Below are 25915 nucleotides of genomic sequence, written 5' to 3'. Positions count from 1 at the left end.
ACTCACAAAAAAATACTAAATATTTTTTTAAACAGGCCTTGAGCCCCTAATCCACTGGTGTTACTACCATCTCCTATTAATTTGACAGCTATTTTTTCTATATCCTTAGATGCATCACAATGTGGATAGGATATGATAAAAGGTTCTTGACTTCTAACAGATTGTACAAGTTTTTTATCTTCGCTTACCATACCCAAATACTCTAATTCCACTTTTAAAAACTTGCTTACAGCATTACTAAGCTTATTAAATGTTATATTTGCTTCTTTAGTATCTAAAGCTCTGTTTACTATAACTTTAGCCTTGCTCTTTAACTTAAAATGGTTTACAGCCTTTAATAGACTATATACATCTGTTAAAGAAGTTGGTTCTGGTGTTGTTACCATTATCAACTCATCACAACAAGAAATGAACCCTAAAACATCTCTACTTATACCAGCACCAGTATCCATTAATATATAGTCAAAATTCTCTAAAGCAGATAGTTTACTTATAAATTCTTGACGCTTATTTTTAGGTAAATTTCCTATTCTGTTTAGACCGGTTCCTCCAGGCAAAAAACTTAAACCAAAAGGCCCCTTAATTATAACTTCATTTAAAGTCATATTATTAAATATTATATCAAAAACATTATGTTTTGGCAAAAAACCCATTAGGACATCATCGTTCCCCATACCTATGTCTGCATCAAATAATAATACCTTTTTACCAAGCTTTTGCAACATTATGGATGTATTAACCACTATGTTACTTTTTCCCACTCCACCTTTACCTGAAGTTATAGTAATAATTTTAGGTTTCATATTATTATTTACATTAGCGCTTGCTAACTGTCTTAACTTCTGCGCTTGATCTATCATATTGTTTCCTCTCCCAATACTAATTTGCAAACATCATCCGCTGAAAGTTTTTTAATATCATCTGGCACATTTTGTCCCGTAGTAACATAATTTAATGGTTTTTTAGCACTATTTAATATGTTAATTATGGATCCATAAGTAGTTGTCTCATCTAGCTTGGTAATAATTACATTATCATAATTTAATTCTTTAAACCCTTCAGTTATACATTCTATATCCTTATCCTTTGTTGTACAGCTGATAACTAGATTAATATTTTTTGATTTTGTTTTATCTACAAAGGCTCTCAATTCAGATATTTGCATAGAGTTTTTGCTACTTCTGCCTGTTGTATCTACTAATATAACATCACAATCCTTCATGCTTTCTATAGCACTCTCCATATCCTTTATAGTTATAACAACCCTAAAAGGGATACTCATTATATCTGCATAAGTTCTTAGCTGTTCTACAGCTCCTATTCTATAGGTATCTACAGTTATTAATCCTACCTTCTTTTTTTCTATTAAAGCTAATCTACCAGCTAGCTTAGCAATAGTAGTAGTCTTACCTACTCCTGTAGGTCCTACTAATACAACTATTCCTTCCATCTTAGCATTAGATATTGCCACCAGATCCTTAATTGCACTTCTTAGCTTCTCATTCTCATCTATTTCTTCTTTATTATTTTTTACATTTGCTAATATCTTTTTTATATTTTTTTCGCTTATGTCTGCTGCTTCTAAAGTCATCTGTATTTTACTTTTCTTAGCTGCTGCAAAGTTGATATTATTTTCAGAGATTTCTGTTAACATACTTTTGATTTCAGCAAACTCCTCTAGTATCTTATCCTTAACTTGTGCCTTTTCCTCTTCTACCTTTTCATTATCCTGTTTACTTCTATCTGTTTCTACTTTTTCTTCTTCTATTTTTTCAGTAGTTTGCTCCTTCATTATCTTTTTCAGAGCATCTATGCTATTCTGTATATTTTCTTTTTCTGCTACTTGCTTTTTCGTTTCCTCTTTTGAATTATCAACAGCAGCAGTGACCTCAATAATTTTTTTTGAAAAGAAGCCTGCAAAACCAGGCTTTCTTATCTTTCTTTGACTTATAATAACCGCATCCATACCTAATTCGTATCTTATTCGGGTCATAGCTTCATTCATATTACTAACTAAATATCTCTTTATAATCATTAGATTGTCACAACTCCTTCGGTTCTAATCTCAACATCGTTAGGTATTTCATTTAATGACAATACAACTATATTGGGATAAATCATTTCAATAAGTTTTCTGAAGGCTGGACGTATCTTAGGTGAAACAAGGAATACTGGTTGATTCTCATAAAAGTATACACTTTGCAATACATCCTTTATAGAGTTTAATATAGCTCCTGTAGTATCTGGATCTATAGCTGGGAAAGTCCCCTGAATAGACTTTTGGAGGTTAGAACCAATAATATCCTCTACTTTAGGATCTAAAGTTACTACAGTAATGGTTTTATTTTCATCTATAAGAGGTCTACAAATAGTTCTGGATAAAGCAAATCTAACATATTCAGTTAATAATTCAATATCCTTGGTAACTCTAGAATTATCCGCTAATGATTCTAATATAGTTACCATATCCTTTATTGGCACTTTTTCCTTCAGCAAATTCTGCAATACCTTTTGTACTTCCCCTATAGTCATAAGATCTGGAATTAATTCATCTACAACAGCACTGTATTTTTCTCTAACGGTATCAATTATTAACTTAACCTCTTGTCTACCCAGTAACTCATGAGCATGAGCCTTAATTGTTTCAGTTAAGTGAGTAACCATCACCGTTGTAGGATCTACTACAGTCAAGCCCTTAATCTCAGCTTCTTCTCTTTGATCTTTATTAATCCATACTGCAGGTAAACCAAAGGTAGGTTCAATAGTTCTAATACCAGGCATATCCATATTTTCATTAGTAGGATCCATACAAAGTAGCATATTAGGCATTAATTCACCAGAAACAATTACTGTTCCTCTTATCTTAACTACATATTCATTAGTCTTTAACTGCAAATTGTCTCTTATTCTTATAGGTTGTACAACTATACCCATTTCAATAGCACATTGTCTTCTAACAGAAGCTATTCTTTGTAACAAGTCTCCACCAGAAGCTTCATCTGCTAATGGTATTAAACCATAGCCAATTTCAACTTCCATTGGTTCCACAGAAATAAGGTTCATTACATTTTCTGGTTCTTTCTTTTCTGTTTCTATAATCTCCATTTGTTCAGTTTCTATTTCCATAGCTACTTTTTTCTGCTTTTCCTTGAATAGTAAATATGAACTATATCCTAGTCCTACTGAAATTACTATAAAAGAAATTGTAGGCATACCTGGAACGAAACCTAAAATTAAAAGTACAACAGCAGCAACAGCCAATACCTTTGGAAATTCAGTGAACTGTTTTGCTATTACATTACCAAAACTATCATCGTTACCAGAACGTGTAACAATTATACCAGATGCTGTTGATATTAATAATGATGGTATCTGGTTAACCAATCCATCACCTATGGTTAGCTTCACAAATTTAGCAGCTGCTTCTCCTATAGGTAGCCCCATCATAACAACACCTATAACAATACCACCTATTATATTAATAAGCGTGATAATAATTCCGGCAATTGCATCACCTTTTACGAACTTAGAAGCACCATCCATAGCTCCATAAAAGTCAGCTTCCATCTGCAATTCCTTTCTTCTCTTCCTTGCAGTTGCTTCATCAATCATGCCTGAATTTAGATCTGCATCTATACTCATCTGTTTTCCTGGCATAGCATCCAAAGTAAATCTAGCTGAAACTTCAGATACTCTGCCAGCACCATTAGTAATAACAACAAATTGAATAATTACTATTATTAAAAAGATTATAATACCTACTGCATAGTTTCCACCTACTACGAAAGTTCCAAAGGCTTCAATTATCTTACCCGCATTACCTTTACTTAAAATTAATCGAGTAGATGAAATATTTAAAGCTAATCTAAAAAGTGTGGTTATCAATAATAAGGTAGGAAACACAGAAAATTGTAATACTTCTGTGGTAAACATAGTGATCAGCATGATTATTACTGATATGCTTATATTTAATGCCAAGAAAACGTCCATTAACCATGTAGGTAAGGGGATAATTATCATCATAACTATACCTATTACCCCAAAGGCAATTATGGTATCTTGCTGATTTTTTAAATTAAATTTTGAAGAATTATTTAAAGCCAAAATTATCACCCTTTATTATTTAATCTTTTTCTTCTTCATTTTGTATACCACTGCAAGAATCTCTGCTACCGCTTGATACATATCTACTGGAATCTCTTGTTCTAATTCTACTTTTTCAAAAATCAATCTTGCCAATGGCTTATTCTCAATAATTGGAACATCACTTTCCTTTGCTAACTCCTTTATTTTTATAGCTATGTAATCTGTACCTTTAGCTACAACCTTTGGTGCAGATTTACCACCCTCTTCATATTTTAAAGCTACAGCTATATGGGTAGGGTTGGTAATAACTACAGTGGCATCAGGTACACTAGCCATCATTCTTCTGCTAGCTATCTCTCTTTGCTTTTGTTTGATCTTAGATTTTATTTGAGGATCTCCTTCTGACTGTTTGTATTCTTCCTTTATTTCCTGCTTAGTCATCTTTAAATCCTTTTTAAACATTCGCCATTGATAAAAATAATCAACAGCTGCTACAACCACCATAAAAATAGAAATCTTCAGAAATATATCAATAACTATATTTCCAAACTCTTTTGGTATAGCATTGACACTTAAAAAACCAATATTCAATATATCTTTAATTTTATCCATTAAAAAACTATAACCTATATAGCCAACTATGGAAACCATAATTATTTCTTTAATTAATTCTACCACAGTTCTAGATGAAAACATTCTCTTAAAACCGTTAATAGGATTTAATTTTGAAAATTTAGGTTTTAGTGGTTCACCAGTAAATAAAAAACCTGTTTGAATATAGTTAGCTGCTACACCCATTATCATAATAGGAAAGGCTATTGGTAAAATAATCATTCCTATTCTGTATATAACAGTTACTGTAAGTGCTTTTAAACTTTCAAGACTAAATTCTGTTAAGTCATAAGTTAAAAAATATGTTAAAGTAGCTTGAAAGTTATTTCCTACATATCCACCAAGCACAGATATTAATATAGTACTGGTAACTAAGGTTAAAGCTAAAGATACTTCCTTACTTCTTGCTACCTGCCCCTTTTTTCTTGCATCGCTCTTCTTTTTAGGTGTGGCCTCTTCAGTCTTCTCTTCCGATGCAAATACAAATACAAGAGGAACTGCTTTAAATAAATCCTTAAATATATCTGGTAATTTATCAAAGGCTAAAACAATTCCTTTAAATATAACTGGTAATGCCAACATTATAGCTGTCAATCCTACTAGCAATTTAACTGGTAGTCCAAGTATCATAATATTTAATTGAGGAACTGTTCTAGAAACTAGACCTAAAACGATATCTGTTATAAGTATTATCAATACGATAGGTATTGCTATTTTCAAACCAATTGTAAAATAATTAATTATTGAGTCTATGGCAACGGATATACTTCCCAAACTTAATACGGATTGCCCTAGACCTATACTATTAAAGCTCTGAATTAAGAGCTTAATTAACAAATGGTGACCATCTATTAAAAAAAATATCATTAAACTTATCCAATAAAATAAATTTTCTATTAAAGTACTATTTGTATTTGTGTTAGGATCTAATAGATTTATCATACCTAAGCCTACATGAGTATCCATTAGTTGACCAGCCATTTTCATAATATTAAAGGCTGTATTTGTAACTAACCCCATTAGTAAACCTGCAATGACTTCATTTACAATAAATGTAATTAAATAAATATTATTATTAACTTCAAGCAATGAGGTTGTATTTATGGTTGGAGCTATCACAAAAGATAGTATACCAGCTATAAAAACTTTCATTGTTGTTGGTGTCCCTTTAGGAAAAAAATAGGGACAGTAGTACAAAAAGTTAACATTCTTAAAAACACCATCAAAATGGTTAAGTAATAAATTGTGTTTATCAACTTATGCCTCCTAAGTTTACTGTACTAAGTTAGACATTATATTAAATATCCTTGTGGTAAAATCTATTAGTGTATGAAGCATCCAACTGCCTGCTAAAAGACCAATTAGCGCCACAGTTATTAACTTAGGTACAAAGGTCAAAGTTTGCTCTTGAATTTGAGTTGTGGCTTGAAATATGCTGATTATTAATCCAACCACTAGGGAAATTAATAAAATAGGTGCTGCTACTGTTAGCCCAGTAGTGATCGCATCTTTTATAATTCCCATTAACATATTTTCACTCATCTTATCTCACCTCATGTAAAGCTTGTTATTAGTGTCTTTATTAATAGATTCCACCCATCTACCATTACAAATAGCAATAATTTAAAAGGTAAAGATATCATAACTGGCGGTAACATAAACATACCCATAGACATCAATACACTTGCAACTACTAAATCTATTATTAAGAATGGAATATACAATAAAAATCCCATGGTAAAGGCTGTTTTTAATTCACTAATGGCAAAAGCCGGTATTACTACATATAAAGGAACATTTTCTCTAGTTATTTCCCCTTGTACATCCGCAGCTTCAACAAAAAGCTGTAGATCCTTTTGCCTAGTTTGTTTTAGCATAAATTCCCTCAAAGGTTTAGAACCTTCCTCTATAGCTTGCTCTTGTGTTATTGTGCCTTCCATGTAAGGCTTAAGAGCTTTCTCATTTATTTGATTGTAGGTAGGTGCCATGATAAATATAGTAAGAAATAAAGCTAGCCCAATTAATACCTGACTTGGTATAGACTGTTGAGCTCCAATGGCACTTTTTAGAAAAGAAAAAACTACTATAGTTCTAGTAAAACTAGTTACCATAATAATAAAAGATGGTAATAGCGTAAGAATTGTTAAGATTATCAAAAGCTTTATATTGCTAACGTAATCTGCTGGTGTATTGGCACCATCCACTGAAATATTAACATTAGGAATAGTTATATTCTCTGGTGCTGCTAATACTCTTTGGGACATAACCATTAAAACAGCTATAAGCGTCGCAGCAAACAATAATGTTTTCGTCCACTTTTTCATCACGTATCTTTCCTCTTTAATCCTATTTTTTTATATAAATCTTTTAAATTATTGTATTTGGGTATACTTTTCTGCATAGTTATACTTTTCATTTCTTCTTCCTCCAGTTCTCGAAGCACTTCTAACTTACCATTGCAGGAAGCTAACACATAACCTTTTTTACCTATTTGTGCTATTACCAAACTATTATCCTTGGATACTGCAGTTCTTTCATAAATTTTAATAAATTTATTATTTTGCAAACTATGAAACTTTGTACCTCCAAGCTTAAGAGAGAGATAAATTAGTAAAAGCACAAAAGGTAAAAATACTAGTATCTGGAGAAACATTAGTAAAGTATCTTTCATAATCACCATCCCTATTGAATGACGAATTCTTTATAGTAAATACTGGACAATCTACCTTTAGACAAAATTGAATTTACTCTAGTTATAATTTCATTTTTAAGTTCTTCGGGACCAGTGGCTGTTTGTAGTTCTTCAGCTTTTTTAGTTCTTAAAACACTAATAATACAATCTCTTACAGCATCGGTTTTTTTTGTTAGTTCTTCTGTTAATTCTTCATTTTTAATATCATAAGCTAATACAACTGTAGTCTTTAAATATTTTCTAGCGTTAGTATTTGCTAAATTAACAGTAAACTCTCCAGCGGAATAAAAACTTTCTTCCTTTACTTCCTGCTGCTCATCTTGTTTTACTACATTATTATTTGAAGCTTTGCTAGCAAGCATATATCCGCCAAAAGCTGCTGCACCTACTAACAGGGCACCGAATATTATAAGTAATATAGTGACCATAGTATTCCCTTTTAATTTATTATTTTTCACTTCGCTCATAATACTTACTCCTTTTGCTCTGTAGTTACTATTAGTATATTAACTCTCCTATTTACCGCCCTATGCTCAGGTGTGTCATTAGGCATAACTGGTTTATACTCTCCATAGGCATGGGCAGAAATTCTATATGGATTTACCTTTTTTTCATAAATAAAATATTTTAAAACATTGTTAGCTCTAGCAGAAGATAGCTCCCAGTTGCTATCATACTTTGCATTATGAATAGGCACATTATCAGTATGACCTTCAATTATTATTTCATTATCAAATCTCAATATAAGGGTGCTTATTTTTTCTAGTATTTGCTTACTATTTTCTTTTATATCAGCACTACCAGACTCAAAAAGTATGTTATCTCTAAGTTGAATTATTATACCTCTACTGTCTCTAGTTATAGTTACTACAGACTCTAAATTATTCTCATTTATAAATTCTAGAACCTGCTCATACATGCTAGGCTCACCAGAAGCTTCTCCAATATCTATTTCATTAGTCTTAGTGTCTTCTCCTACAATAGGTACACTACCAGATGACATATTGTAGTCAAAAATAGATGTGCTCTCCTGCCCCGTAAGTATACTCTGTAGTGCTGAAGAAATCATTTTAAACTTTTCAGCATCCACAGTCGAAAAAGAATACAGAAGTATAAAGAATGTCAACAGAAGTGTCATTGTATCAGAATAAGTTTGTAACCATTCGTTACCTGATGGCCCATCTGCACCCCCACGCTTTTTCCTTGCCATATTACTGCACTCCTTCTGCATTTTCAGTATTTTGTTCCTGATACTTCTTTCTATCCTTTGGTGATAAATAGCAAAGAAGTTTATTTTCAACAATTCTTGGGTTAACACCTGACTGTATAGCAAGAATTCCTTCTAGCATCATTTCTCTGTTGCCTGCCTCCATTTCTGTTTTCAAGGCTAATTTAGCAGCCATAGGAGTAAATATAAGGTTGGCCAATACTGATCCATAGAAAGTTGTTATTAATGCTACAGCCATACCAGATGCTATTTTACTAGAATCATCTAATTCAACAAGCATTTGTATAAGTCCTATAAGGGTACCGATCATACCAAAAGCTGGAGCGTAAGCAGCCCAAGACTTTAGCATATTCTGACCAACAGAGTGTCTTTTTACCATTTCATCTATTTCTAATTCCATTATACTTCTTATGGTTTCTGGCTCTATTCCGTCAATTACCATTTGAAGTCCCTTTTTTAAATAATCATCTTCGATATTATTTACTTCGTCTTCTAAGGATAATAACCCTTCTCTTCTTGCTTTTCTAGATAAATTAGTAAATAGACTTATAGTTTCAAAGTTAGACATAGTCATTCCTTTAAAACTTTTTAAAATAACTGTAAATAATCTTTTGAATTCAGAAATAGGATAATTTATCGCTACTGCCATCAAAGAACCCAATAGGGTAATTACTACTGATGCAAAATCATAAAATGACGATAAACTACCGTTAATCATAATACCCCACAAAATAACAAATACACCTACAAAAAAACCTATGAAGGTCATTATGTCCAGTTTCTTCATATTGATGCCTCCTACAAACTTAAACTAAAAATTCTCTTTTTATATTCTATTACTTTATCAATTACCTGCTGGCAATTCTCTCTTACCATATATTTTTTGCCATTAATCAATGTAATGAGGCACTCTGGTACTTCTTCAATCTTTTCAATATGTTCCGCATTTAAAACAAAGTCCTTACCATTAAATCCCGTTAATTTTATCATGATTAACCTCCACAGCTCTTATCATAGGTCGTATAGAGTATTTTTATTATACTCTATACGACCCTAGAAATCTAACTGTAATTAATATATTAAGTACCCAATGTTACCTCTTTAGGTTAATAATATCTTGAAGAATTTCATCTCCTGTAGTTATCATTTTTCCTGAAGCTTGGAAAGCTCTTGATGTTACTATCATTTCAGTAAACTGTTCAGCTAAATCAACATTTGAAGCCTCCAACATACCTTGAAGAGCATCTCCATACCCCTGGCTATTATCTTCTCCAAGAGTACCAATACCACTTCTTATTGTTGCTTCACCGGAGTTAACTGAAGCTTGATACAAGTTGTTTCCCATCTTTGTCAAACCAGCTGGATTCTTGAAAGATGCCATAGCAATTTGTCCAAGAGCTGCTACTCTACCATCTTCCAATACACCACTTATTAATCCATCTTTACTAATACTATAGGATATAATTCTTAATTCTACATTTTCACCTGGAATTCTTACTTTATCAGGAATCCTTAAGGTTTTTAAGCTACCATCATAAGATTTTACTTCCTTAGTGGCATCTACAAAGTTAATAACTCCATCTTCAGCTATACTTTGAACAGGGGTACCTCCATCTGCTACGCCTGAAGTAGTACCTGAAATTGATGTAAAGGCCCCACTACCTACTGCTACCACATTTGTTGAAGTTCCAATAGCCTTATTCTTCAAAGCTGCGTTTATAGCATTAACAACGTCTGCCTCAGAAACGGTATTTGTAAAATCACCATTGATGATTATCTTTTTATACTTTGTATCAACATTTGCACTGGTGGCTGTTCCTGGAGCTATATTACCAATTTCTATTGAATATCCATCCAATACTCCTGGCTCTGTTACAGTTAAGGTTAAACCTAAAATTGTTGCAGCATCACCTGTAACACTAGAATTTAAACCAGTTATCCTTGTGTTATTACCAGTTACACTAACTGTCTGTGGTATTCCTGCTGCATTAAGAGCCTTATTAATAGCTGAAGCTGCCTGTTCGCTAGTAATACCATTTGGCTTTGAGAAATCACCGTTCAGAATTATTCTCTTTGAAATGGTATCAACTTCTGCTGAAGCTACTGTATCTGGTCCAACCTTACCTAAAACTATGCTGTAGCCATTTAAAGAAGCTCCAGGACCAAAGGCAAAGTTAAATCCTCCTGCAGTAACTACATTTGGTGCTTGAGCTGTTGGATCCATTGAAGCTAAATCATTAGTTAAAGAATATCCTAACACTCTATAACCATCAGAAGTCAAAAGATTACCATCACTATCTAATGTAAAGGAACCATCTCTTGTATAATTAATTTGCATCTTTGAGTTAGTTAAGGACTCATTGCTAATAGTATGAGTTCCTGGCTGATGGTTTACTTGTATGCTGTTATCTTCAAAAATAGTTGGTCCTTTACCTACCATAAAGTAACCTTCACCATCAATTGCCACGTCTAAACTTCTGGAAGTAGATTGCATGTTTCCTTGAGAAACTATAGTATCAATACCTGCTAACTTAACTCCTAATCCAACCTGACTTGGGTTAACACCTCCTAGATTAGTACTTGGGGACATTGCATCAGTAACACTTTGGCTAAGCATGTCCTGAAATCTAGTTCTACTATATTTAAAAGCAGTGGTGCTAACATTTGATATATTATTACCAATAACATCTAATTTTGTTTGATTTACCTTCATTCCACTTATTCCTGAGTAAAGCGATCTTAACATTAAATTTCCTCCTTAATATAAATTTTTATTCTGTTGCTTCACATCCATCCTTCAGTGAAGCTGAGCTTCCTATATTAAGGTCCAGCCCATTACATTATCACCACGCTATCAATATTTGTGAAGATATTTTCCTTCATCCTCTCTTCTTCAACAGCAGTGATGACTGTCCTATTTTCTATGCTGGTAACCAGCGCTACATCCTTGTACAAAATAAGACAATTCTTTGATCCTTTTTGTTCAGCTTTATTTATAATATCATTTATTTTTTCCATGTCATTGCTATCAAGGTTCACATTTCTTAGCCTGTCAGCAGCATGTTTAGATATAGTAAAACTTTCACTTTTAGCTAACTTCGAATTAAGTATCTCTGCAAAATTTTCCTTGCTATTATTATCTTTTATCTTATGGCAATTACTTGAATTGTTTGTGGGAAAATTACCTATAGGGTATACAACACCATTAATAACCCTAAAGCCCATTACTTTTACTAAGCTTCCTCAACTTTTATAAGTTTACTATAGGGTAAATTTACTGTGTCGTCTGCCCCTTCTGTCAACACTCTCAAATAAATGTTGCTATCCTTTATATATACCCCCTTAACGGTTCCCACATAATTTTTTCCGGATTCATCTGTAATATTAAATTCCGCCTTTCTACCTATAAGAGCTGATGCTGTAAGTAGCAACATGTTTTCATTAACAGCATCTAATCTACGGTCAGTTACTTCTATAACCTCTTTAACATCCTCATAAGCGAAATCTTTATATTCTTTAATTCCATTTTCCTCTACTTCTAAAGTCACCTCAACAGTACCAGACTTATTAGTAACAGCCCTAACTATACCGGAATAGTAGTTTCCATGTAAATCAGTCTTTGACACTGTTACAGCCTTTCCAATTATTGAATTAGCTGAATTCATTGTCATGGTGTTATTCAAGTTATACATCTGTTCCAATGATGAAAATTGAGCCATTTGAGAAACATACTGTGTAGAATCTGCTGCATTAGTTGGGTCTTGGTTTGTAAGCTCCGCTGCTAATATTTTTAGAAAAGCATTTTTATCTAATGTATCTCCAGCTTTCACTATTGTAGTACCTCTATCGGTAGCACGGGAAGCACTGTTAACTGAATTAATACTCATTACAAATCACCTCTTTCTTACGCCAACATATTTATCTGGCTATCGTTTAAGCTTTCTTGACCTTCAGATATATCAAGATCTTCTTCTAATGATAGCCTACTAACTCTTATTCCAGTGTCTGAACTTTGATTTTGCCTATCTTGTCTTTGTGAACTATCCTTGAAGAAAGTAGTATCACCTTGATTTATGCTAACATTTATATCTTGTAAACTTATCTCATTGTTACCTATAGCTTTCTTGATATCATCCAAATGAGACATTAATAAATTATAAGACTCCTTGCTATTAGCTTCAATATTAGCTTTCATTTTACCACTTTCCATAGTTACAGTAATTAAAAGTTCACCTATTTCTTTAGGATTGATACTAACCTTCAATTCTTTTAAATTAGCATTCTGCATAAACTTAACAGTTTTAATTATGTCATTAACAAAAGTAGTTTTATTAACTACAACTTCAGATTGAGCTTGAATTGGATTTTGCACATTCATATCTCCCCTTAAATAGTTCATAAAAAGATTTATTTTACCCTGCCCTTTTTGACCATCTTTCAACATATCCTTAAGGAAAGCATCTTCTTTTTCAATTAATGAACTATTATTGGTAGAACTTTTTTCTTGTTTAGTCAAAGTTACATTATTAGTATTAGATTTAAGCTCATAACCTTTTAAGCTATTTTTTTCTTTTGCTTCTACTGTAGCCTTTGTAGCTTCAGCTTTATCATTTATACTCTTAAAAGGTATAAGTTCCTCCATAGCTAAAGCTATTGGTTCTACATCTGGTTTCTCAACTTGCTCATTGCTGTTGCTAAGCTTAAGTAAACTGTTAATTTGGTCTACAATCCTCTCTTTTAAAGCTTTCTCTTGACTAAAGATTGCTTGACCAATATTTACGCCGTTATTGCTTGAATAAGTATTAGAATCCTGTAATACGAACTCTGATTTTTCTGTATTTAAACTAACATACTGTTGTAAAATGTCTACAATTTCTGATGGTAGCTTGTTTTCAAGAATTTTGTTTGTATCAACAAGTTTATCTGTAAATAATAAATTTTTTACCGTTTCAAGCACATTATTTTCAGGCTTGTTCATATTGTTAGCGGATTCAAATTCTAGAGGAGATAAGTTTTGAAGCAAATTATTTTCTATATCATTAAAGCTGATATTAGAGTTACCAACATTATTTTCATCTACCTTGCTTAGCTCATGATTGTTTATATACATATTTATTAATATTAACACCAATTCTTCTAATGTTGTATCCTCTGACTCTAGCATGGACTTTACTTCTTTCTCTAGGTCTGTATCCACTTTTTCATTCGATATTCCATCAGTCTTATAACTATTGCATACTTCCTTTATACTTTGAAAATTATTTAATACTTTTTCAAAGCTATTGGTCTTATCCCTAGCAGTGGTATGGCTTTTGGTCATCGTAGCATTAGCAACATTAGCAAATTGCTCCGTTGTAACTGGCATATTAACTTGCATCTATCTTTTCACCCCCTTTCAGTAGCTCTTACGTAAGCATATAAAGCAAACTCATCTAGTTGAACTTGCTCTTTTCTATCTTCTTCTTTTTTAAAGGCTTCATATTTCTTTTCTTTTAATATTTCTACAGTCTTTCTTTCAATCTGTTTTTCTTTAAGATCATTTCTACAACTGTCAACTAGCTTGCTTTTCTTAACGCAATCCTCTTGTGCAACTTCTATACTATTTTCCAATGCATTCATGTAATTAATCTTTATCTTTTGCTCAATTACCGAAAGTTGGGTATCCATAGTATTATACTTAATATATTTTGCCTTTAAATCATTTAGTTTTGCCTCAGCTTCCATCTGGTGCCTTTGGGCTTCCATAAGCTTTAACTTTGCTTCTTCCTCTTTTTCTATCCTCATATCAAGAAGCTTTTGTAATGAAAATCTAAAAGACGCCATAACACACCTCCTGAACCTATACAGAAACCATAGTAATTAATCTGTTTCGCGCATCTTCAAAAGAAGTATGTTCCTTAATTCCTTGGCGTAAATAATTAATTATATGATCATAATAATTAATAGCTCTATCTACTTTAGGATTAGTACCCTTTACGTAAGCTCCTATATTAATTAAATCCTCTGAATTTTTATAAGTTGAAAGAAGATCCCTTAATTGAGAAGCTGCATTTTTATGATCATCATCTGCTATTTCAGGCATAAGTCTGCTAACACTATTTAATATGTCTATAGCGGGATAATGATTTTTATGTGCTAAAGCACGGGATAATACTATATGGCCATCCAATATACCTCTCACCGCATCCGCTATAGGTTCATTAAAATCATCACCATCTACTAGCACAGTGTAAAAGGCTGTTATTGAACCTTTATCAGACATACCTGATCTTTCAAGAAGTCTAGGTAACTTAGCAAAGACCGAAGGTGTATAGCCTTTAGTAGCTGGTGGTTCTCCGATAGCCAGTCCTATTTCTCTTTGAGCCATGGCAAATCTTGTAACAGAATCCATCATCAAAATAACCTTTTTACCCTGATCTCTAAAATACTCTGCTATAGCTGTAGCGGTAAAAGCACCTTTTAATCTAACTAAAGCTGATTTATCTGACGTAGCGCAAACTACTACAGATTTTCTCATTCCTTCTTCTCCTAAGTCCTTTTCTATGAAATCTAGTACCTCTCTTCCTCTTTCGCCTATAAGAGCAATAACATTAACATCTGCCTCAGCATATTTTGCAATCATACCTAAAGTTGTACTTTTACCAACACCACTACCAGCAAAAATTCCTATTCTTTGACCCTCCCCACAGGTAAGAAAACCATCAATAGCCCTAACCCCTGTAGGAAGGATACTCTTTATTCTTCTTCTCTTTAAAGGATCTGGCGGATCTTGATCTAATGGATAATACGTTCCAGTTTTTAAACTTTCCCCCTGCAAAGGTTGTCCTAAACCATCCAAAATCTTTCCTAGCAAGTCATCACTGCACTTTACACTTAATAATCTACCTTGAGGTACTACCTTACAGCCAGGAGCTATACCATTTAATTCACCAAGGGCCATTAAAATAACATCATCTTCTTTAAAACCTACAACCTCACACATTATGGGTTTATTTTTATCATTATATATGGTGCATAGCTCTCCCACAAAGGCCTTTATGCCTTCTACTTCTATTGTTAAGCCTATTACCTTCTTTACTTTCCCTTCAGCATATAAAGTCCTACTTTCTGCTACAGACTTATTTAACATATCAAAATCTATTGAAAGCATTTACCTAGCACCTCACGTCAATTTATAATATCGCCTCTCTAATGTTATCTAAAGCCTTATCTATATTTATGATAACTCTTCCATTATTCTTTTCTATAACAGCATGTCCTTTATCCATAAAATCATCTGCTATCACAAAAACCTCAGCCTTTAAGGCAAATCTTTCTTTCCATTCTAAAATTTTAGTTTTTAAATGATCTGTATAAAAAGAATTGGTTTTCACTATAATACTTTTAGCATTTCTAGACTCTTCAATGGCTTGTTCGACCATTTGGTCCATTCCATTCACATTGGAAACTTCACGATTTAAAATATGCTCCGCAATATTTAAAGAAAGTTTTATTATTTCCTCTTTCTTTGCTTGTAAATATGCTTCATAATCTGTTTTAGCATTATTTAAAATTTGCACAGCATTTTCTATCATTTGATCGGCTTCAGTTTTAGCCTTTTGCAAGGCTGCTTCATAACCATCCTGGTAACCTTTTTCTTGAGCCTCTTGGTAGCCTAATTTATAAGCTTCCTCATAGGCTTCTTCATAGGCCTGTTTCCGCAGCCTTTCAGCCTCTTCTTCTGCCATCTTTATAATTCTTTCACTTTCTGCCTTTGCCTCTTTTATAAGCTGTAGAGAAGCATCCATATCATTTGAATTATTCTCTTCCTCACTACTTTTTATGTTTACCGGTGAATACTGGGTTATTATCTCCTTAGTTCCTTGTGGAAGTACCTTTGTATCCTTAATAACTCTATACAATGATTGCATCTTCTCCACCTCTTGCTATAACAATTTCACCTGCTTCATCCAACCTTCTTATGATACCAACAATCTTCTGTTGAGCCTTTTCTACATCCATAAGTCTTACTGGTCCTAAGAATTCCATATCTTCCTTTAAAGCAGCTGCAGCTCTCTTAGACTGATTTCTAAATATAGCATTGGCAACTTCTTCGGAGCATCCCTTGAGAGCCAAAGCCAATTCCTTGGCATCCATTTCGCGAAGAACTCTTTGGATAGATACATCATCAAGAGTAACAATATCCTCGAATACAAACATAGATTCTTTGATCTTCTCTGCCAACTCTGGATCTTCTCTTTCTAAAGACTCTGTAATATTCTTTTCAGTAGTTCTGTCAACCTGATTTAAAATATCAACTAAAGTACTTACTCCGCCTAATACAGTCATATCAGATTTTACTACTGAAGATAGTTTGCTATCCAAAACTTTCTCTATTTCCTTTATAACTAATGGTGAAGTGTTATTCATAGAGGCTATTCTATAAGCAACCTCTGATTGAATATCTTCTGGTAAAGCAGATAAAATTTGTCCAGCTTTATCCGCTTGAAGATAACATAAAATAAGAGCAATGGTTTGAGGATGTTCGTTGGAAATAACATTCATCAATTGATGAGCATCTGCTTTTCTAGCTATAGCAAATGGCCTGTACTGTTGTGTAGCCTCGGTAACCTTATCTAATATTTCCTTTGCCCTCTGCTGACCTAATGCTTTCGATAATAAACTTTTAGCATATTCAAGGCCACCTTCTACAATATACTCCTTAGCCCTGTTCATTTCTATAAATTCATTTAATATTTCCTGGCGCTGTTCAGCTCTTACTCCAGTTATATTAGCTATCTCATAAGTGATTCTTTGAATATCACTTTCAGGAAACTTCTTAATTATTCCGGCGGAAGCCTCAGGTCCTAAAGTAATGAATAATATAGCTGCTTTCTGCACTCCAGTAAGTTTGTTATTATCCCTAGCCATATTTATCACCTCTCATCTTCTGCCAACCATGACTTAACAATTTCCGCCACTTGATCCGGCTTTTCTGTTGCATATTTTTTGATTTCTTGTTCAATTTGATATTGTCTATTTTTAACTTCCAGCTCGATTGGCTGTGTCTCTTCAATTTCCTTCTCAGAAGTTTCATCGCCAACAAGTACATCTAACATCGGTTCTTCTTGAGGCTTATCTTTACGTAACATTCTAATTATTAGGAATACTAAGAATCCTAAACCTACTGCTATTAATGAAGCAATTATTATTCTTCTAATCATCTTTTCTCTATTAGCCTTAGCTTCTTGCTCTTCTAATTCTTTTAATTGTTCAGCATATTTTTCTTTTTCTGAAGTATCAAATGGCATAGATACAATTTCAATAGAATCTCCTCTTTCCTCATTGTAACCGATAACACCAGCCATTATCTTCCTAACTTCTTCTTTAGTAGCTTCATCTAAATCTCCATTAACTACAACTGCAGCTGTTATACTTTCAACCTTACCCGGTGCGCTAATTGTAGTTTCAGTAGTTTCTCCAACCTTATAATTAGTAGTTATATTTTCACTTGAAGAAGTAGTACCGTCAGTTTTACCATCTGTTGTAGTATTATTCATATTGGCATCCACAGGGCTTTGTGATGGCATACTTCCTCCACTAGAATTATTCTCTCTAATTATTTGAGAACTTGCCTCTACCTTATTAGGATCGTAGGAAATAACAGTCTTTTCCTTAGCATCAAAATCTAATTTACTGTTAACTCTAACATTTACGTTGTTCTTTCCAAAAATAAGAGAAAGCATGTCCATAGCCGCTTCTTCTAAATCCTTATCAAAGGCCTTTTTTGTCTCTGTATGCTTATCTATAGTTCCCGTCAAATTGGAAGAATCATCTTCACTTAATCCCTTGGATAGAAGATTTAACTCATCATCTATAACTTCAATATTTTCCATTGGCAAATTACCTACGCTGCCTGATACTAAAGCCATAATAGATTTAACATTTTCTTCAGTTAGTTTTTTGCCCGCATTTAATTCCAAATATACCGCTGCTTTAGCCGGTGTTGATTCCTTAGCAAAAACCGAATCTGTGCCAGGAGTAATATGCACTCTAGCATTTTTTATTTGAGAAAAACTTTTTATTGTTCTCTCCAATTCTCCTTGAGTAGCTCTAAGCTTTTGCAGTTCAAACTGTTCGTCTGTCATTCCAAAGCTAGAACTCTTATCTATTAGCTCATAACCAGTACTTCCTCCAGTAAGTTTACCAGCCAATTCTAGACGCAGAGAATCGACCTGGTCTTTTGGCACATATATTGTGTTCCCCTCTATTTTCATCTCTGTATTTTTATCTTCAAGAGCCTGCTTAATTACATTTCCATCTTCAGTGGACATGTTAGAAAAGAGAACACCCCATTTATTGGACTTAGAGTAACTTGAATAAAAAATGATAAAACCAAGTATAATAGAAAACACTATAACAAAAGCTATCTTTTGGCCCACACTCATTGACTTTACTTTTTCTTTTATTTTCGCAAATACTTCTGATAGCTTACCCATTAATCTCTGCACTCCTCACTACAACTGCATCTTATTTATCTCTTGATATGCCTCCACCAGCTTATTTCTAACTTGTACAGCTAACTGCAAAGACATTTTTGCTTCTTCAGTTATAAGCATTAACTCATGAATATCAACATCATCACCGCTAATAAAGGCTTCTGTAGCCTCATCTGCTTTAATCTGCTTTTCATTAACATCATCCAACTTTTCTTTAAGCATGTCCATAAAGCTAACGGAACCAAAATTTGTACTTTCAACATTATTGTCATTGATATCATTTACAGAAAGTAGAGATAACCTACTTTGCATATAATCACTTATCCTCATTTACATCCTCCTATTTACCTATTTCCAAAGCTTTTGAAAACATAGATTTAGCATTATTTAAAATATTGACATTTGCTTCATAGGCTCTAGTAGCCGCAATCATATCTGCCATTTCATTTAATATATTAACATTAGGCATTAGAACATATCCTTCCTCATCTGCATCTGGATGAGTTGGATCATAAACTCTTCTAAGTTCTGATTGATCTTCAACTATACCAACAGCCTTAACCCCTAAAAACTGATTTTCTTTTTTATTACCAGATGCCATGAGCTTATTAAGATTCTCTTGAAAAACAGCTACTTTTCTAACATAAGGTTTACCATCTTCACCTCTAGTGGTTGACACATTTGCAATATTTGAAGCTATCGTATCCATTCTAAGTCTTTCAGCAGATAACCCACTGGCACTGATTCTAAAAGTACTAAAAGTATTCATTTATTTACTACCTCCCTCCACCAGTAATCACATAACGTGTTAAAGATAATTTTGAATTAGCTTGAGTTAATAATGCGTTATGCAATAATGTATTAGCAGCTTCATTAGTCATTTCATTCTCAATGTCAACATTATTTCCATCTTCTCTCATGCTAGTAGATTTATCTTGTTTTACGCTTATTTTTCCAGCTACATTTGCGCCATCTAAATGTAATTTATCGCTTTTTTCTAATTGAATTGAACTCATAGTATTTTTCAATGTTTCCTCAAAGCTTACATAATACTTCTTGTAGCCTTTTGTATTAACATTAGCTATATTATTAGCAATCACTTTACTTCTCAAGGAGGTGGCATCCAACCCTTGTTTTATAAGATTGTAAACCTTGTTATCGTACGACAAATTACTCATAACTACTTTACTCTCCCTTAATTGTATAATTTTTTTAGATTAAAAATCAGTTTAATTATATATTACATTAAATATTATAATTTGTACATATTTTTATCGAAATCTGATATATTTTTGTATTATAAAAATTTTATAATTATCCAGTTACTCACTAAATTTCGCACTCTCTTCATATTATTTCCAGCGTTAATTTCTTATGAATATAATTATAAGATATTCCCATTTTTTTTTCTAGCCCCTTAGCAATTCTTTTAAAAAGAAATTAAATGTTTACTTTAGACCTTAAGTTTATATAAATAAGAAATCTTGATTTTATATAAATAAAAATAACTCATAAATAAATCTATAATTAGATCTATTTATGAGTTGCTTTTATACTATCTCATATTTTCAAGTATTCTTAATACTTCTTTAGGGAAATTATTAGATTGAACCATCATAGCATTACCTGCTTCTATTAGAATATTAGCTCTTGCTAATTCCACCATCTCATAAGCTATATCTGCATCTCGCAAACTGCTTTCTGCTCCTTGTATTGATACCTCTATACTGCCTATGTTATTGTATAAACTTTCAAATTTGTTCTGCAATGCACCATATTTACTTCTAGCAGAATTTACTGTTTCTAAAGCGCTATCTATAGTTGAAAGAGCCTTTTTTCTTCCTTCTTCAGTAGTTACATCTATATCTTTAATCTTTTCACCAGTTCCAGTTCCACCAAGCATATCGGAAGAAAAATTGTACTTTGGTATAGGTATAGTTTCACCAAAATTAGCCCCACTAGCCATCTTTATATAAGTAGGTGAAGTATTATCTATAACCTCATCGTTCTTAATAAGTTTAACTCCATTAAAGTCACAATTATTTACAGCATTATCTATACCTTTTGTCAATTGTTTAATTTCTTCTTGGATTGCCAATCTATCATCTTCACCAGTGGCTCCCCCTGCTTGAATAGTAAGCTCCCTTATTCTTTGAAGCATTGATGAAACAGAATCTATGGCTCCATCAACAGTATTGAGCATACTTACACCATCCTGAGAATTTCTAGATGCCATCTGCAATCCTCTAATTTGCATTCTCATATTTTCACTTTTAGCTAGGTCATTAGGATTATCCTTAGCACTATTTACCTTATAACCACTGGAAATATTCTGTATTGCAGAACTTAGCTTTCTAGAATTCTTTACATGATTTCGATATATATTTAATGACGCTAAATTTCTATTTAATCGCATTATATCAACTCCACAAAACTATTTTTATTTAATTATCGTTAAAAATTTGAAATACTTAATAGCCAAATATTCTTTTTTCATTAAATCTCTATTTATATTCACAATTTGAACATCCTACCTGAATTTATTATGGATTAGATCCACAAACTTACTTTCTATTTAGGCATAAAGTATATAAATTTACTTTCTAATGCTTATTTATCTTCCATAAAATTAACAAATTAGCATACTCAAAAACATTTACATCATAAAATAAGTAGTAGCTTTTTTTATTTTAATAAAAGAAAAATAGCATAAAATTTCTGAATCTCATCCTTCTACAGAAGTTTCTCCCCCAAACATCATCATCATTTCTAATCTAGTAAATACCATCATTAGATTTTGAATGTCTATCTATTATCACTAATTTAAAATAACATCGCATATTCTATCTACATACTCTAATTCTAGGTCTGCGTAAAGTGGCAGTGTAAGAACCCTATCAGCAATATATTGAGCCACTGGTGTTTCTCCTTTAAATTTTCCTTTATAACAACAATAACTACTTGTAAGAGGAAAAAAATACTTTCTCGTCAGTATACCATTTTCTTTTAATTTTTCAAAGACCTCATCACGACTTAATTTATAATCATCAAATACCACTGGAAAATAGGCATAATTTTCTTTAACTCCTCTTTTAGGAGTACATAATTTAATTCCCTCAATCTCACTTAACCTTTCTCTATATCTTTCAACTATATCTTTTCTTTTTTCAATTTCTTTATCTAAATGCCGAAGATTACAAATGCCCATAGCGGCCTGAAATTCGTTCATTTTAGCATTTCCGCCTATATACTCAACCTCTTCAGGGCCATTGATTCCAAAGTTTTTGATATTGTACAAAGCTTTAGACAATTTATTATCTTTATATGTAAGAGCCCCACCTTCAATTGTATTGAATACTTTAGTTGCATGAAAACTAAACATAGAAAGATCTCCAAAATTAGCTACACTAGTACCATCTACCATTACCCCAAAGGCGTGAGCAGCATCATAAATAACTTTTAGATTATATTTTTCAGCTATTCTCTGAATTTCTTTTATGTTGCATACATTGCCATAAACATGTACCGGAATAATAGCAGAAGTTTTTTCTGTAATTAAACTTTCTATTTTTGATGCGTCTATAGTATAATCATCAATATTAATGTCGCAAAATACAGGCTTTAAGCCCTTTCTTACAATTGCGTGAGTAGTGGATGCAAAGGTAAATGGCGTTGTAATCACTTCTCCAGTAAGTCCTAACGCCTCGATTGCAGATTCTAAAGCTAAATGCCCATTTGAATAAAGAGTTATGTTAGGAGTTTTTAAATATGATAATAAATCTGCCTCTAATTTTTTATGCTTTGGCCCCATATTTGTTATCCATTTACTATCCCATAAATCTCTTATCTCTTCTATATATTCTTGAAAATCTGGCAACGAAGATTGTGTTACTTGTATTAGTTTATCCATTTATATCCTCCAAGTTAACTGAATTTCCTAATCGATGTGCAAAGAGGTTACATATGCTTAAAGCACTTAATCCCAATACCGATTTTCTTTTACAAGCCTTATGTAATCTTCTTTAAGTATACCAACTACAATTAAATCTCGATACTCTCCGTTTTTATAAATGTATTGTCTTCGTCTTCCTTCAACACTCCATCCACATTTTGTATATAGCTTTTGTGATGCAATATTGCTATCAAACCAACTACCGTCAAGACGATTTAATTGAAGTTCGTCAAAGGCATATCTCATGATTGCCATAACAGTATCTGTTCCTATACCCTTTGTTCTATATTTTCTGTTGACTAATTTCATGCCATGATTAGCCTTACGATTTTTCCAATCTATCTCTATAAGAGTAGCTAAACCAACGGCTCCATCCTCTGGAGTTTCAATAATAAATCTTTGGTTATTACTATCATTTATATGATTTTCATACCATTGATTTTGCTGATATTTTGAAACTGGAAAAGACCATCCAACAACTGAACTTTCCATTTCAGGATCGTTAAGCATTTCCCTCATTAGCTCTAAATCTTCTTTTTCTATTGCTCTTAATGTAACGAATTTTCCCCTAATATTCATTTTAACACCTCCTATAAAATTACAGATTAAAACAAACTTATTAATATATATACTGAAGTAATTGGTTTACTATATATTTCATATCCTCTATTCCATACCTCTGATCACAAGGTAATGGCAAAATATTTGCTGCATATTTATATTCTATACTGTTCTCTACCATATCATTTAACACATTAGGCCAAAGAGTTGGAATATATATATTTTTTTTAGCTAATTCTTTCTTTATTTTCATACCATCCTCTATGTAAAGAGGATATGCAAAAGGCCCTTTAACTTTTTTTAACTTCAACTTATTACCTGAACCAAGTTTATTATTTAAATACTGGTAATTGATATTTCTAATTTCATAAACCTTTTTATAATCTATGGCTCCAAGAATATTATGAGTCAAATTGGACATAAAACTTAATGGTTCCTTTTCAAAAGATTTTTCCTTAGCCTGATAGTCTGAATAATATTGGGAAGCGGAACCTTCATATCGTCCTAATATATGTGCCATCTTATCCTTTGATGCACTAGTTTCTAAATCAAAGTCAACTTTGCAATTTGTGTAAAGATATGCTCCATCCGGTACCCCAAAATATTTTCTACAAACGTATATAGTGTCAGTTCCTTCAACTGGTTTCTGAAAAAAAGCTTGGGTATTATCAACTATTATTCTTTTATGTTTTTCCAATAATTTTTCTATATCTCCTCTTGAAACTTGACCGTAATAATTGACTACATAGATATATTCTCCATCCTCTAGATTCTTATTAAATATAGGTTTAAATTCCGAATCTATATTATAAAATTCAATATTATAACCATTTTTTATACATATATTTGACACAGATTCACATAAAAAATAAGGTATATAAATTTTCTTAATCTTTCTTCCTTTAAGCAAATACAATAGTGCATTTCTTCCACTATTAAGAGCAATCAAATCTTTGTAATATTCATTGCTAATAAGTTGCTCTAAACCAAAATAACCTCCTATTTCTTTCATTTAATAAGCCTCCTAAAGCCTTATCTTAAAGTTCATATCCTTGATAATTAGTTATTATTCAACTATAACTTTAACCCACTTAGACATATTATCCATTTTCTCTAACATTTCTTCCATTGAAGAATATTTAAGTATCATTGTACCTAAAGTTCCGTTGGATCCTGTAAATGCACTAACCTTATCTCCTGGTTTATACAGCATCTCAAATTCCACAATATTGTTTTCTTTAAAGCTTTCTTCAATTTCTACTTTTTTCAACATACCCTCTTTTTCACTATGAATCATATAGCAAGACCAAAATCCCTTTGGCTCAATCATAGTCAAATCACTACAATCTTCTCCCATAGCTGCTTTGATAGTAAACTCAACCATATCTACTCCCGTTGCGTATTTTGTAACTTGAGGTATTAAGTTTCCACCGTTCCTAGGTCCGATTTCCATTAAATATACATTTTCTTTATCATCAATTCTTATATCAAAATTATAAGCACCTGTCTTCATATTTAATAAAGATAAGGCTCTTTGGATTTCATAGTGAATTTTATTATGAATATCGGTTGGCATATTGTACGGCCAACTCTCACCAATTGGGACAAATGGATTTGATGAGTTATTTTCAAAATGTCCGTTTGCAAAACACCTAAACACTAGATTTCCATTTACTGAAAAGCCATCTCCTTCGATTTGATATCCGTACTTCTCAATATATTCTTCAATAATAAATCTTTTAGCCCTGGAAAATGATAAGGCATATTCAACTTTTTCCTCTAGAGAATCAATTGAATCTATTTTTGATACTCCTTTGCTTCCGGATGAATCTACTGGTTTAATCATAACTGGCATTTTAAAATTGTGAAAATCTTTCTTTGCCTCATTAATGCTAGAATAACCTCTAGCTCTAGGTACATTAAAGCCATTTTCCTCAAGAAATTTTCTAAACATATCTTTATTTGTAAGGATTTCTACAGATTTATACGGGTTTGTAGGTAGCCCTAATTGCTCTGCAACATAAGCAGCGGTTGTAGCTGCAGGATCTGAAGCATAACAAACTATTCCATCAATTTTAAGTTCCTTTGCTAAGTTCAAAACCTTTTCTTTATCTGTTGTACTAACATTGTGATACTCATGAGAAAATTTATGCCCTGGATTTTCTGGTAAGTAATCGCATGTTATTACATAATAGCCCATCTCTCTAGCCTTTTTTATAGCTGGAACTTGAAAATGTGACCCGCCAAGCATCAATAATCTCTTCATATATGTCACCTCTATATTTCAATTAAAGTTTTTCTTTAAA

At 32.4% G+C, this 25915-nt stretch carries 27 protein-coding genes and 1 pseudogene; all 28 read right to left on the bottom strand.

The features are described 5' to 3' along the window. Positions 1–2: 2 nt before the first annotated feature. Positions 3–860: a MinD/ParA family protein gene (locus tag N3C_RS00480; RefSeq protein ID WP_074364095.1), complete on the bottom strand. Its 858-nt coding sequence runs from the start codon at positions 858–860 to the stop codon at positions 3–5. After that, entirely contained in the window at positions 857–2035 is a 1179-nt protein-coding gene (gene flhF / locus N3C_RS00475) for a flagellar biosynthesis GTPase FlhF (RefSeq protein ID WP_074364094.1), read from the bottom strand. The genes N3C_RS00480 and flhF overlap by 4 nt, the downstream gene beginning before the upstream one ends. Further along, positions 2035–4104 (bottom strand): flagellar biosynthesis protein FlhA, encoded by a 2070-nt coding sequence (flhA, locus tag N3C_RS00470; RefSeq protein ID WP_074364093.1) that lies wholly within the window; start codon positions 4102–4104, stop codon positions 2035–2037. Before flhA ends, flhF begins: the two co-directional genes overlap by 1 nt. Positions 4105–4119: 15 nt before the next feature. Next, positions 4120–5954 (bottom strand): annotated as a pseudogene (locus tag N3C_RS00465) (fused FliR family export protein/FlhB family type III secretion system protein). Between the two features lie 16 nt (positions 5955–5970). Continuing rightward, a complete protein-coding gene (fliQ, locus tag N3C_RS00460; protein WP_074364092.1) occupies positions 5971–6240 on the bottom strand; it encodes a flagellar biosynthesis protein FliQ in 270 nt (89 codons plus the stop codon). Between the two features lie 11 nt (positions 6241–6251). Beyond that, positions 6252–6968 carry a flagellar type III secretion system pore protein FliP gene (gene fliP / locus N3C_RS00455; RefSeq protein WP_373432791.1) on the bottom strand — a complete coding sequence of 239 codons (717 nt, stop codon included), beginning with the start codon at positions 6966–6968 and terminating at the stop codon, positions 6252–6254. Positions 6969–7021: 53 nt separating this feature from the next. Beyond that, positions 7022–7369 (bottom strand): flagellar biosynthetic protein FliO, encoded by a 348-nt coding sequence (locus N3C_RS00450; protein ID WP_242944018.1) that lies wholly within the window; start codon positions 7367–7369, stop codon positions 7022–7024. 11 nt (positions 7370–7380) lie between these two features. After that, positions 7381–7857 carry a flagellar basal body-associated FliL family protein gene (locus tag N3C_RS00445; RefSeq protein ID WP_074364089.1) on the bottom strand — a complete coding sequence of 159 codons (477 nt, stop codon included), beginning with the start codon at positions 7855–7857 and terminating at the stop codon, positions 7381–7383. Positions 7858–7862: 5 nt separating this feature from the next. After that, the gene (locus N3C_RS00440; protein ID WP_074364088.1) at positions 7863–8600 is read right to left on the bottom strand and encodes an OmpA family protein; all 738 of its coding nucleotides are present in this window, start codon (positions 8598–8600) and stop codon (positions 7863–7865) included. 1 nt (position 8601) lies between these two features. After that, a complete protein-coding gene (locus N3C_RS00435) occupies positions 8602–9405 on the bottom strand; it encodes a motility protein A (RefSeq protein WP_074364087.1) in 804 nt (267 codons plus the stop codon). Positions 9406–9416: 11 nt separating this feature from the next. Continuing rightward, on the bottom strand, positions 9417–9608 hold the full coding sequence (locus N3C_RS00430) for a flagellar FlbD family protein (protein ID WP_074364086.1): 192 nt from the start codon (positions 9606–9608) through the stop codon (positions 9417–9419). Positions 9609–9711: 103 nt separating this feature from the next. Continuing rightward, entirely contained in the window at positions 9712–11364 is a 1653-nt protein-coding gene (locus tag N3C_RS00425) for a flagellar hook protein FlgE (protein ID WP_074364085.1), read from the bottom strand. 89 nt (positions 11365–11453) lie between these two features. Then, positions 11454–11843, bottom strand: a complete 390-nt coding sequence (locus N3C_RS00420) for a TIGR02530 family flagellar biosynthesis protein (protein WP_074364084.1) — start codon at positions 11841–11843, stop codon at positions 11454–11456. A gap of 8 nt (positions 11844–11851) precedes the next feature. Further along, positions 11852–12505: a flagellar hook capping FlgD N-terminal domain-containing protein gene (locus N3C_RS00415; RefSeq protein WP_074364083.1), complete on the bottom strand. Its 654-nt coding sequence runs from the start codon at positions 12503–12505 to the stop codon at positions 11852–11854. Positions 12506–12522: 17 nt separating this feature from the next. Further along, positions 12523–13995 carry a flagellar hook-length control protein FliK gene (locus tag N3C_RS00410; protein ID WP_074364082.1) on the bottom strand — a complete coding sequence of 491 codons (1473 nt, stop codon included), beginning with the start codon at positions 13993–13995 and terminating at the stop codon, positions 12523–12525. Between the two features lie 8 nt (positions 13996–14003). Further along, a complete protein-coding gene (gene fliJ, locus N3C_RS00405) occupies positions 14004–14441 on the bottom strand; it encodes a flagellar export protein FliJ (protein ID WP_074364081.1) in 438 nt (145 codons plus the stop codon). Positions 14442–14457: 16 nt separating this feature from the next. Then, complete coding sequence (fliI, locus tag N3C_RS00400) at positions 14458–15768, bottom strand: flagellar protein export ATPase FliI (RefSeq protein ID WP_074364080.1); 1311 nt, start codon at positions 15766–15768, stop codon at positions 14458–14460. 22 nt (positions 15769–15790) lie between these two features. Continuing rightward, on the bottom strand, positions 15791–16537 hold the full coding sequence (locus tag N3C_RS00395) for a flagellar assembly protein FliH (protein WP_207648600.1): 747 nt from the start codon (positions 16535–16537) through the stop codon (positions 15791–15793). Beyond that, positions 16512–17528 (bottom strand): flagellar motor switch protein FliG, encoded by a 1017-nt coding sequence (gene fliG / locus N3C_RS00390; protein WP_074364078.1) that lies wholly within the window; start codon positions 17526–17528, stop codon positions 16512–16514. Before fliG ends, N3C_RS00395 begins: the two co-directional genes overlap by 26 nt. Before the next feature lie 5 nt (positions 17529–17533). Further along, positions 17534–19096, bottom strand: coding sequence for a flagellar basal-body MS-ring/collar protein FliF (gene fliF, locus N3C_RS00385; RefSeq protein ID WP_074364077.1), 1563 nt, complete (start codon positions 19094–19096; stop codon positions 17534–17536). Between the two features lie 18 nt (positions 19097–19114). Continuing rightward, on the bottom strand, positions 19115–19426 hold the full coding sequence (gene fliE / locus N3C_RS00380; protein ID WP_074364076.1) for a flagellar hook-basal body complex protein FliE: 312 nt from the start codon (positions 19424–19426) through the stop codon (positions 19115–19117). A 10-nt stretch (positions 19427–19436) separates the two neighbouring features. Beyond that, the gene (flgC, locus tag N3C_RS00375; RefSeq protein WP_074364075.1) at positions 19437–19865 is read right to left on the bottom strand and encodes a flagellar basal body rod protein FlgC; all 429 of its coding nucleotides are present in this window, start codon (positions 19863–19865) and stop codon (positions 19437–19439) included. Between the two features lie 7 nt (positions 19866–19872). Then, positions 19873–20274, bottom strand: a complete 402-nt coding sequence (gene flgB / locus N3C_RS00370) for a flagellar basal body rod protein FlgB (protein ID WP_074364074.1) — start codon at positions 20272–20274, stop codon at positions 19873–19875. A 377-nt stretch (positions 20275–20651) separates the two neighbouring features. Beyond that, entirely contained in the window at positions 20652–21512 is an 861-nt protein-coding gene (locus N3C_RS00365; protein WP_074364073.1) for a flagellin N-terminal helical domain-containing protein, read from the bottom strand. 402 nt (positions 21513–21914) lie between these two features. Further along, positions 21915–23006, bottom strand: a complete 1092-nt coding sequence (locus N3C_RS00360) for a DegT/DnrJ/EryC1/StrS family aminotransferase (protein WP_074364072.1) — start codon at positions 23004–23006, stop codon at positions 21915–21917. Positions 23007–23072: 66 nt separating this feature from the next. Further along, on the bottom strand, positions 23073–23627 hold the full coding sequence (locus N3C_RS00355) for a GNAT family N-acetyltransferase (RefSeq protein ID WP_074364071.1): 555 nt from the start codon (positions 23625–23627) through the stop codon (positions 23073–23075). Positions 23628–23667: 40 nt separating this feature from the next. Next, the gene (locus tag N3C_RS00350) at positions 23668–24621 is read right to left on the bottom strand and encodes a hypothetical protein (RefSeq protein WP_074364070.1); all 954 of its coding nucleotides are present in this window, start codon (positions 24619–24621) and stop codon (positions 23668–23670) included. A gap of 54 nt (positions 24622–24675) precedes the next feature. After that, positions 24676–25875, bottom strand: a complete 1200-nt coding sequence (locus N3C_RS00345; RefSeq protein WP_074364069.1) for an ATP-grasp domain-containing protein — start codon at positions 25873–25875, stop codon at positions 24676–24678. Positions 25876–25915 lie beyond the last annotated feature (40 nt).

The organism is Clostridium sp. N3C, from assembly GCF_900095445.1.
Taxonomy (GTDB): Bacteria; Bacillota; Clostridia; order Clostridiales; family Clostridiaceae; genus Clostridium_AU.
The sequence above is the reverse complement of the archived record's forward strand: the minus strand, read 5'-3'. Positions and strand labels throughout refer to the sequence as shown.

Excerpts from the sequence above, each read along its gene's own strand:
- N3C_RS00345 (WP_074364069.1), bottom strand. The coding sequence starts at position 25,875 with ATGAAGAGATTATTGATGCTTGGCGGGTCACATTTTCAAGTTCCAGCT.
- N3C_RS00365 (WP_074364073.1), bottom strand. The coding sequence starts at position 21,512 with ATGCGATTAAATAGAAATTTAGCGTCATTAAATATATATCGAAATCAT.
- N3C_RS00410 (WP_074364082.1), bottom strand. The coding sequence starts at position 13,995 with ATGCAAGTTAATATGCCAGTTACAACGGAGCAATTTGCTAATGTTGCT.
- flhF (WP_074364094.1), bottom strand. The coding sequence starts at position 2,035 with ATGATTATAAAGAGATATTTAGTTAGTAATATGAATGAAGCTATGACC.
- flgB (WP_074364074.1), bottom strand. The coding sequence starts at position 20,274 with ATGAGTAATTTGTCGTACGATAACAAGGTTTACAATCTTATAAAACAA.
- N3C_RS00425 (WP_074364085.1), bottom strand. The coding sequence starts at position 11,364 with ATGTTAAGATCGCTTTACTCAGGAATAAGTGGAATGAAGGTAAATCAA.
- N3C_RS00420 (WP_074364084.1), bottom strand. The coding sequence starts at position 11,843 with ATGGGCTTTAGGGTTATTAATGGTGTTGTATACCCTATAGGTAATTTT.
- N3C_RS00355 (WP_074364071.1), bottom strand. The coding sequence starts at position 23,627 with ATGAATATTAGGGGAAAATTCGTTACATTAAGAGCAATAGAAAAAGAA.
- N3C_RS00435 (WP_074364087.1), bottom strand. The coding sequence starts at position 9,405 with ATGAAGAAACTGGACATAATGACCTTCATAGGTTTTTTTGTAGGTGTA.
- fliJ (WP_074364081.1), bottom strand. The coding sequence starts at position 14,441 with ATGGCGTCTTTTAGATTTTCATTACAAAAGCTTCTTGATATGAGGATA.
- N3C_RS00480 (WP_074364095.1), bottom strand. The coding sequence starts at position 860 with ATGATAGATCAAGCGCAGAAGTTAAGACAGTTAGCAAGCGCTAATGTA.
- N3C_RS00430 (WP_074364086.1), bottom strand. The coding sequence starts at position 9,608 with ATGATAAAATTAACGGGATTTAATGGTAAGGACTTTGTTTTAAATGCG.
- fliQ (WP_074364092.1), bottom strand. The coding sequence starts at position 6,240 with ATGAGTGAAAATATGTTAATGGGAATTATAAAAGATGCGATCACTACT.
- fliG (WP_074364078.1), bottom strand. The coding sequence starts at position 17,528 with ATGGCTAGGGATAATAACAAACTTACTGGAGTGCAGAAAGCAGCTATA.
- fliF (WP_074364077.1), bottom strand. The coding sequence starts at position 19,096 with ATGGGTAAGCTATCAGAAGTATTTGCGAAAATAAAAGAAAAAGTAAAG.
- N3C_RS00440 (WP_074364088.1), bottom strand. The coding sequence starts at position 8,600 with ATGGCAAGGAAAAAGCGTGGGGGTGCAGATGGGCCATCAGGTAACGAA.
- N3C_RS00360 (WP_074364072.1), bottom strand. The coding sequence starts at position 23,006 with ATGGATAAACTAATACAAGTAACACAATCTTCGTTGCCAGATTTTCAA.
- fliP (WP_373432791.1), bottom strand. The coding sequence starts at position 6,968 with ATGGTTATGTCCCAAAGAGTATTAGCAGCACCAGAGAATATAACTATT.
- fliE (WP_074364076.1), bottom strand. The coding sequence starts at position 19,426 with ATGAGGATAAGTGATTATATGCAAAGTAGGTTATCTCTACTTTCTGTA.
- N3C_RS00445 (WP_074364089.1), bottom strand. The coding sequence starts at position 7,857 with ATGAGCGAAGTGAAAAATAATAAATTAAAAGGGAATACTATGGTCACT.
- fliI (WP_074364080.1), bottom strand. The coding sequence starts at position 15,768 with ATGCTTTCAATAGATTTTGATATGTTAAATAAGTCTGTAGCAGAAAGT.
- N3C_RS00450 (WP_242944018.1), bottom strand. The coding sequence starts at position 7,369 with ATGAAAGATACTTTACTAATGTTTCTCCAGATACTAGTATTTTTACCT.
- N3C_RS00415 (WP_074364083.1), bottom strand. The coding sequence starts at position 12,505 with ATGAGTATTAATTCAGTTAACAGTGCTTCCCGTGCTACCGATAGAGGT.
- flgC (WP_074364075.1), bottom strand. The coding sequence starts at position 19,865 with ATGAATACTTTTAGTACTTTTAGAATCAGTGCCAGTGGGTTATCTGCT.
- N3C_RS00350 (WP_074364070.1), bottom strand. The coding sequence starts at position 24,621 with ATGAAAGAAATAGGAGGTTATTTTGGTTTAGAGCAACTTATTAGCAAT.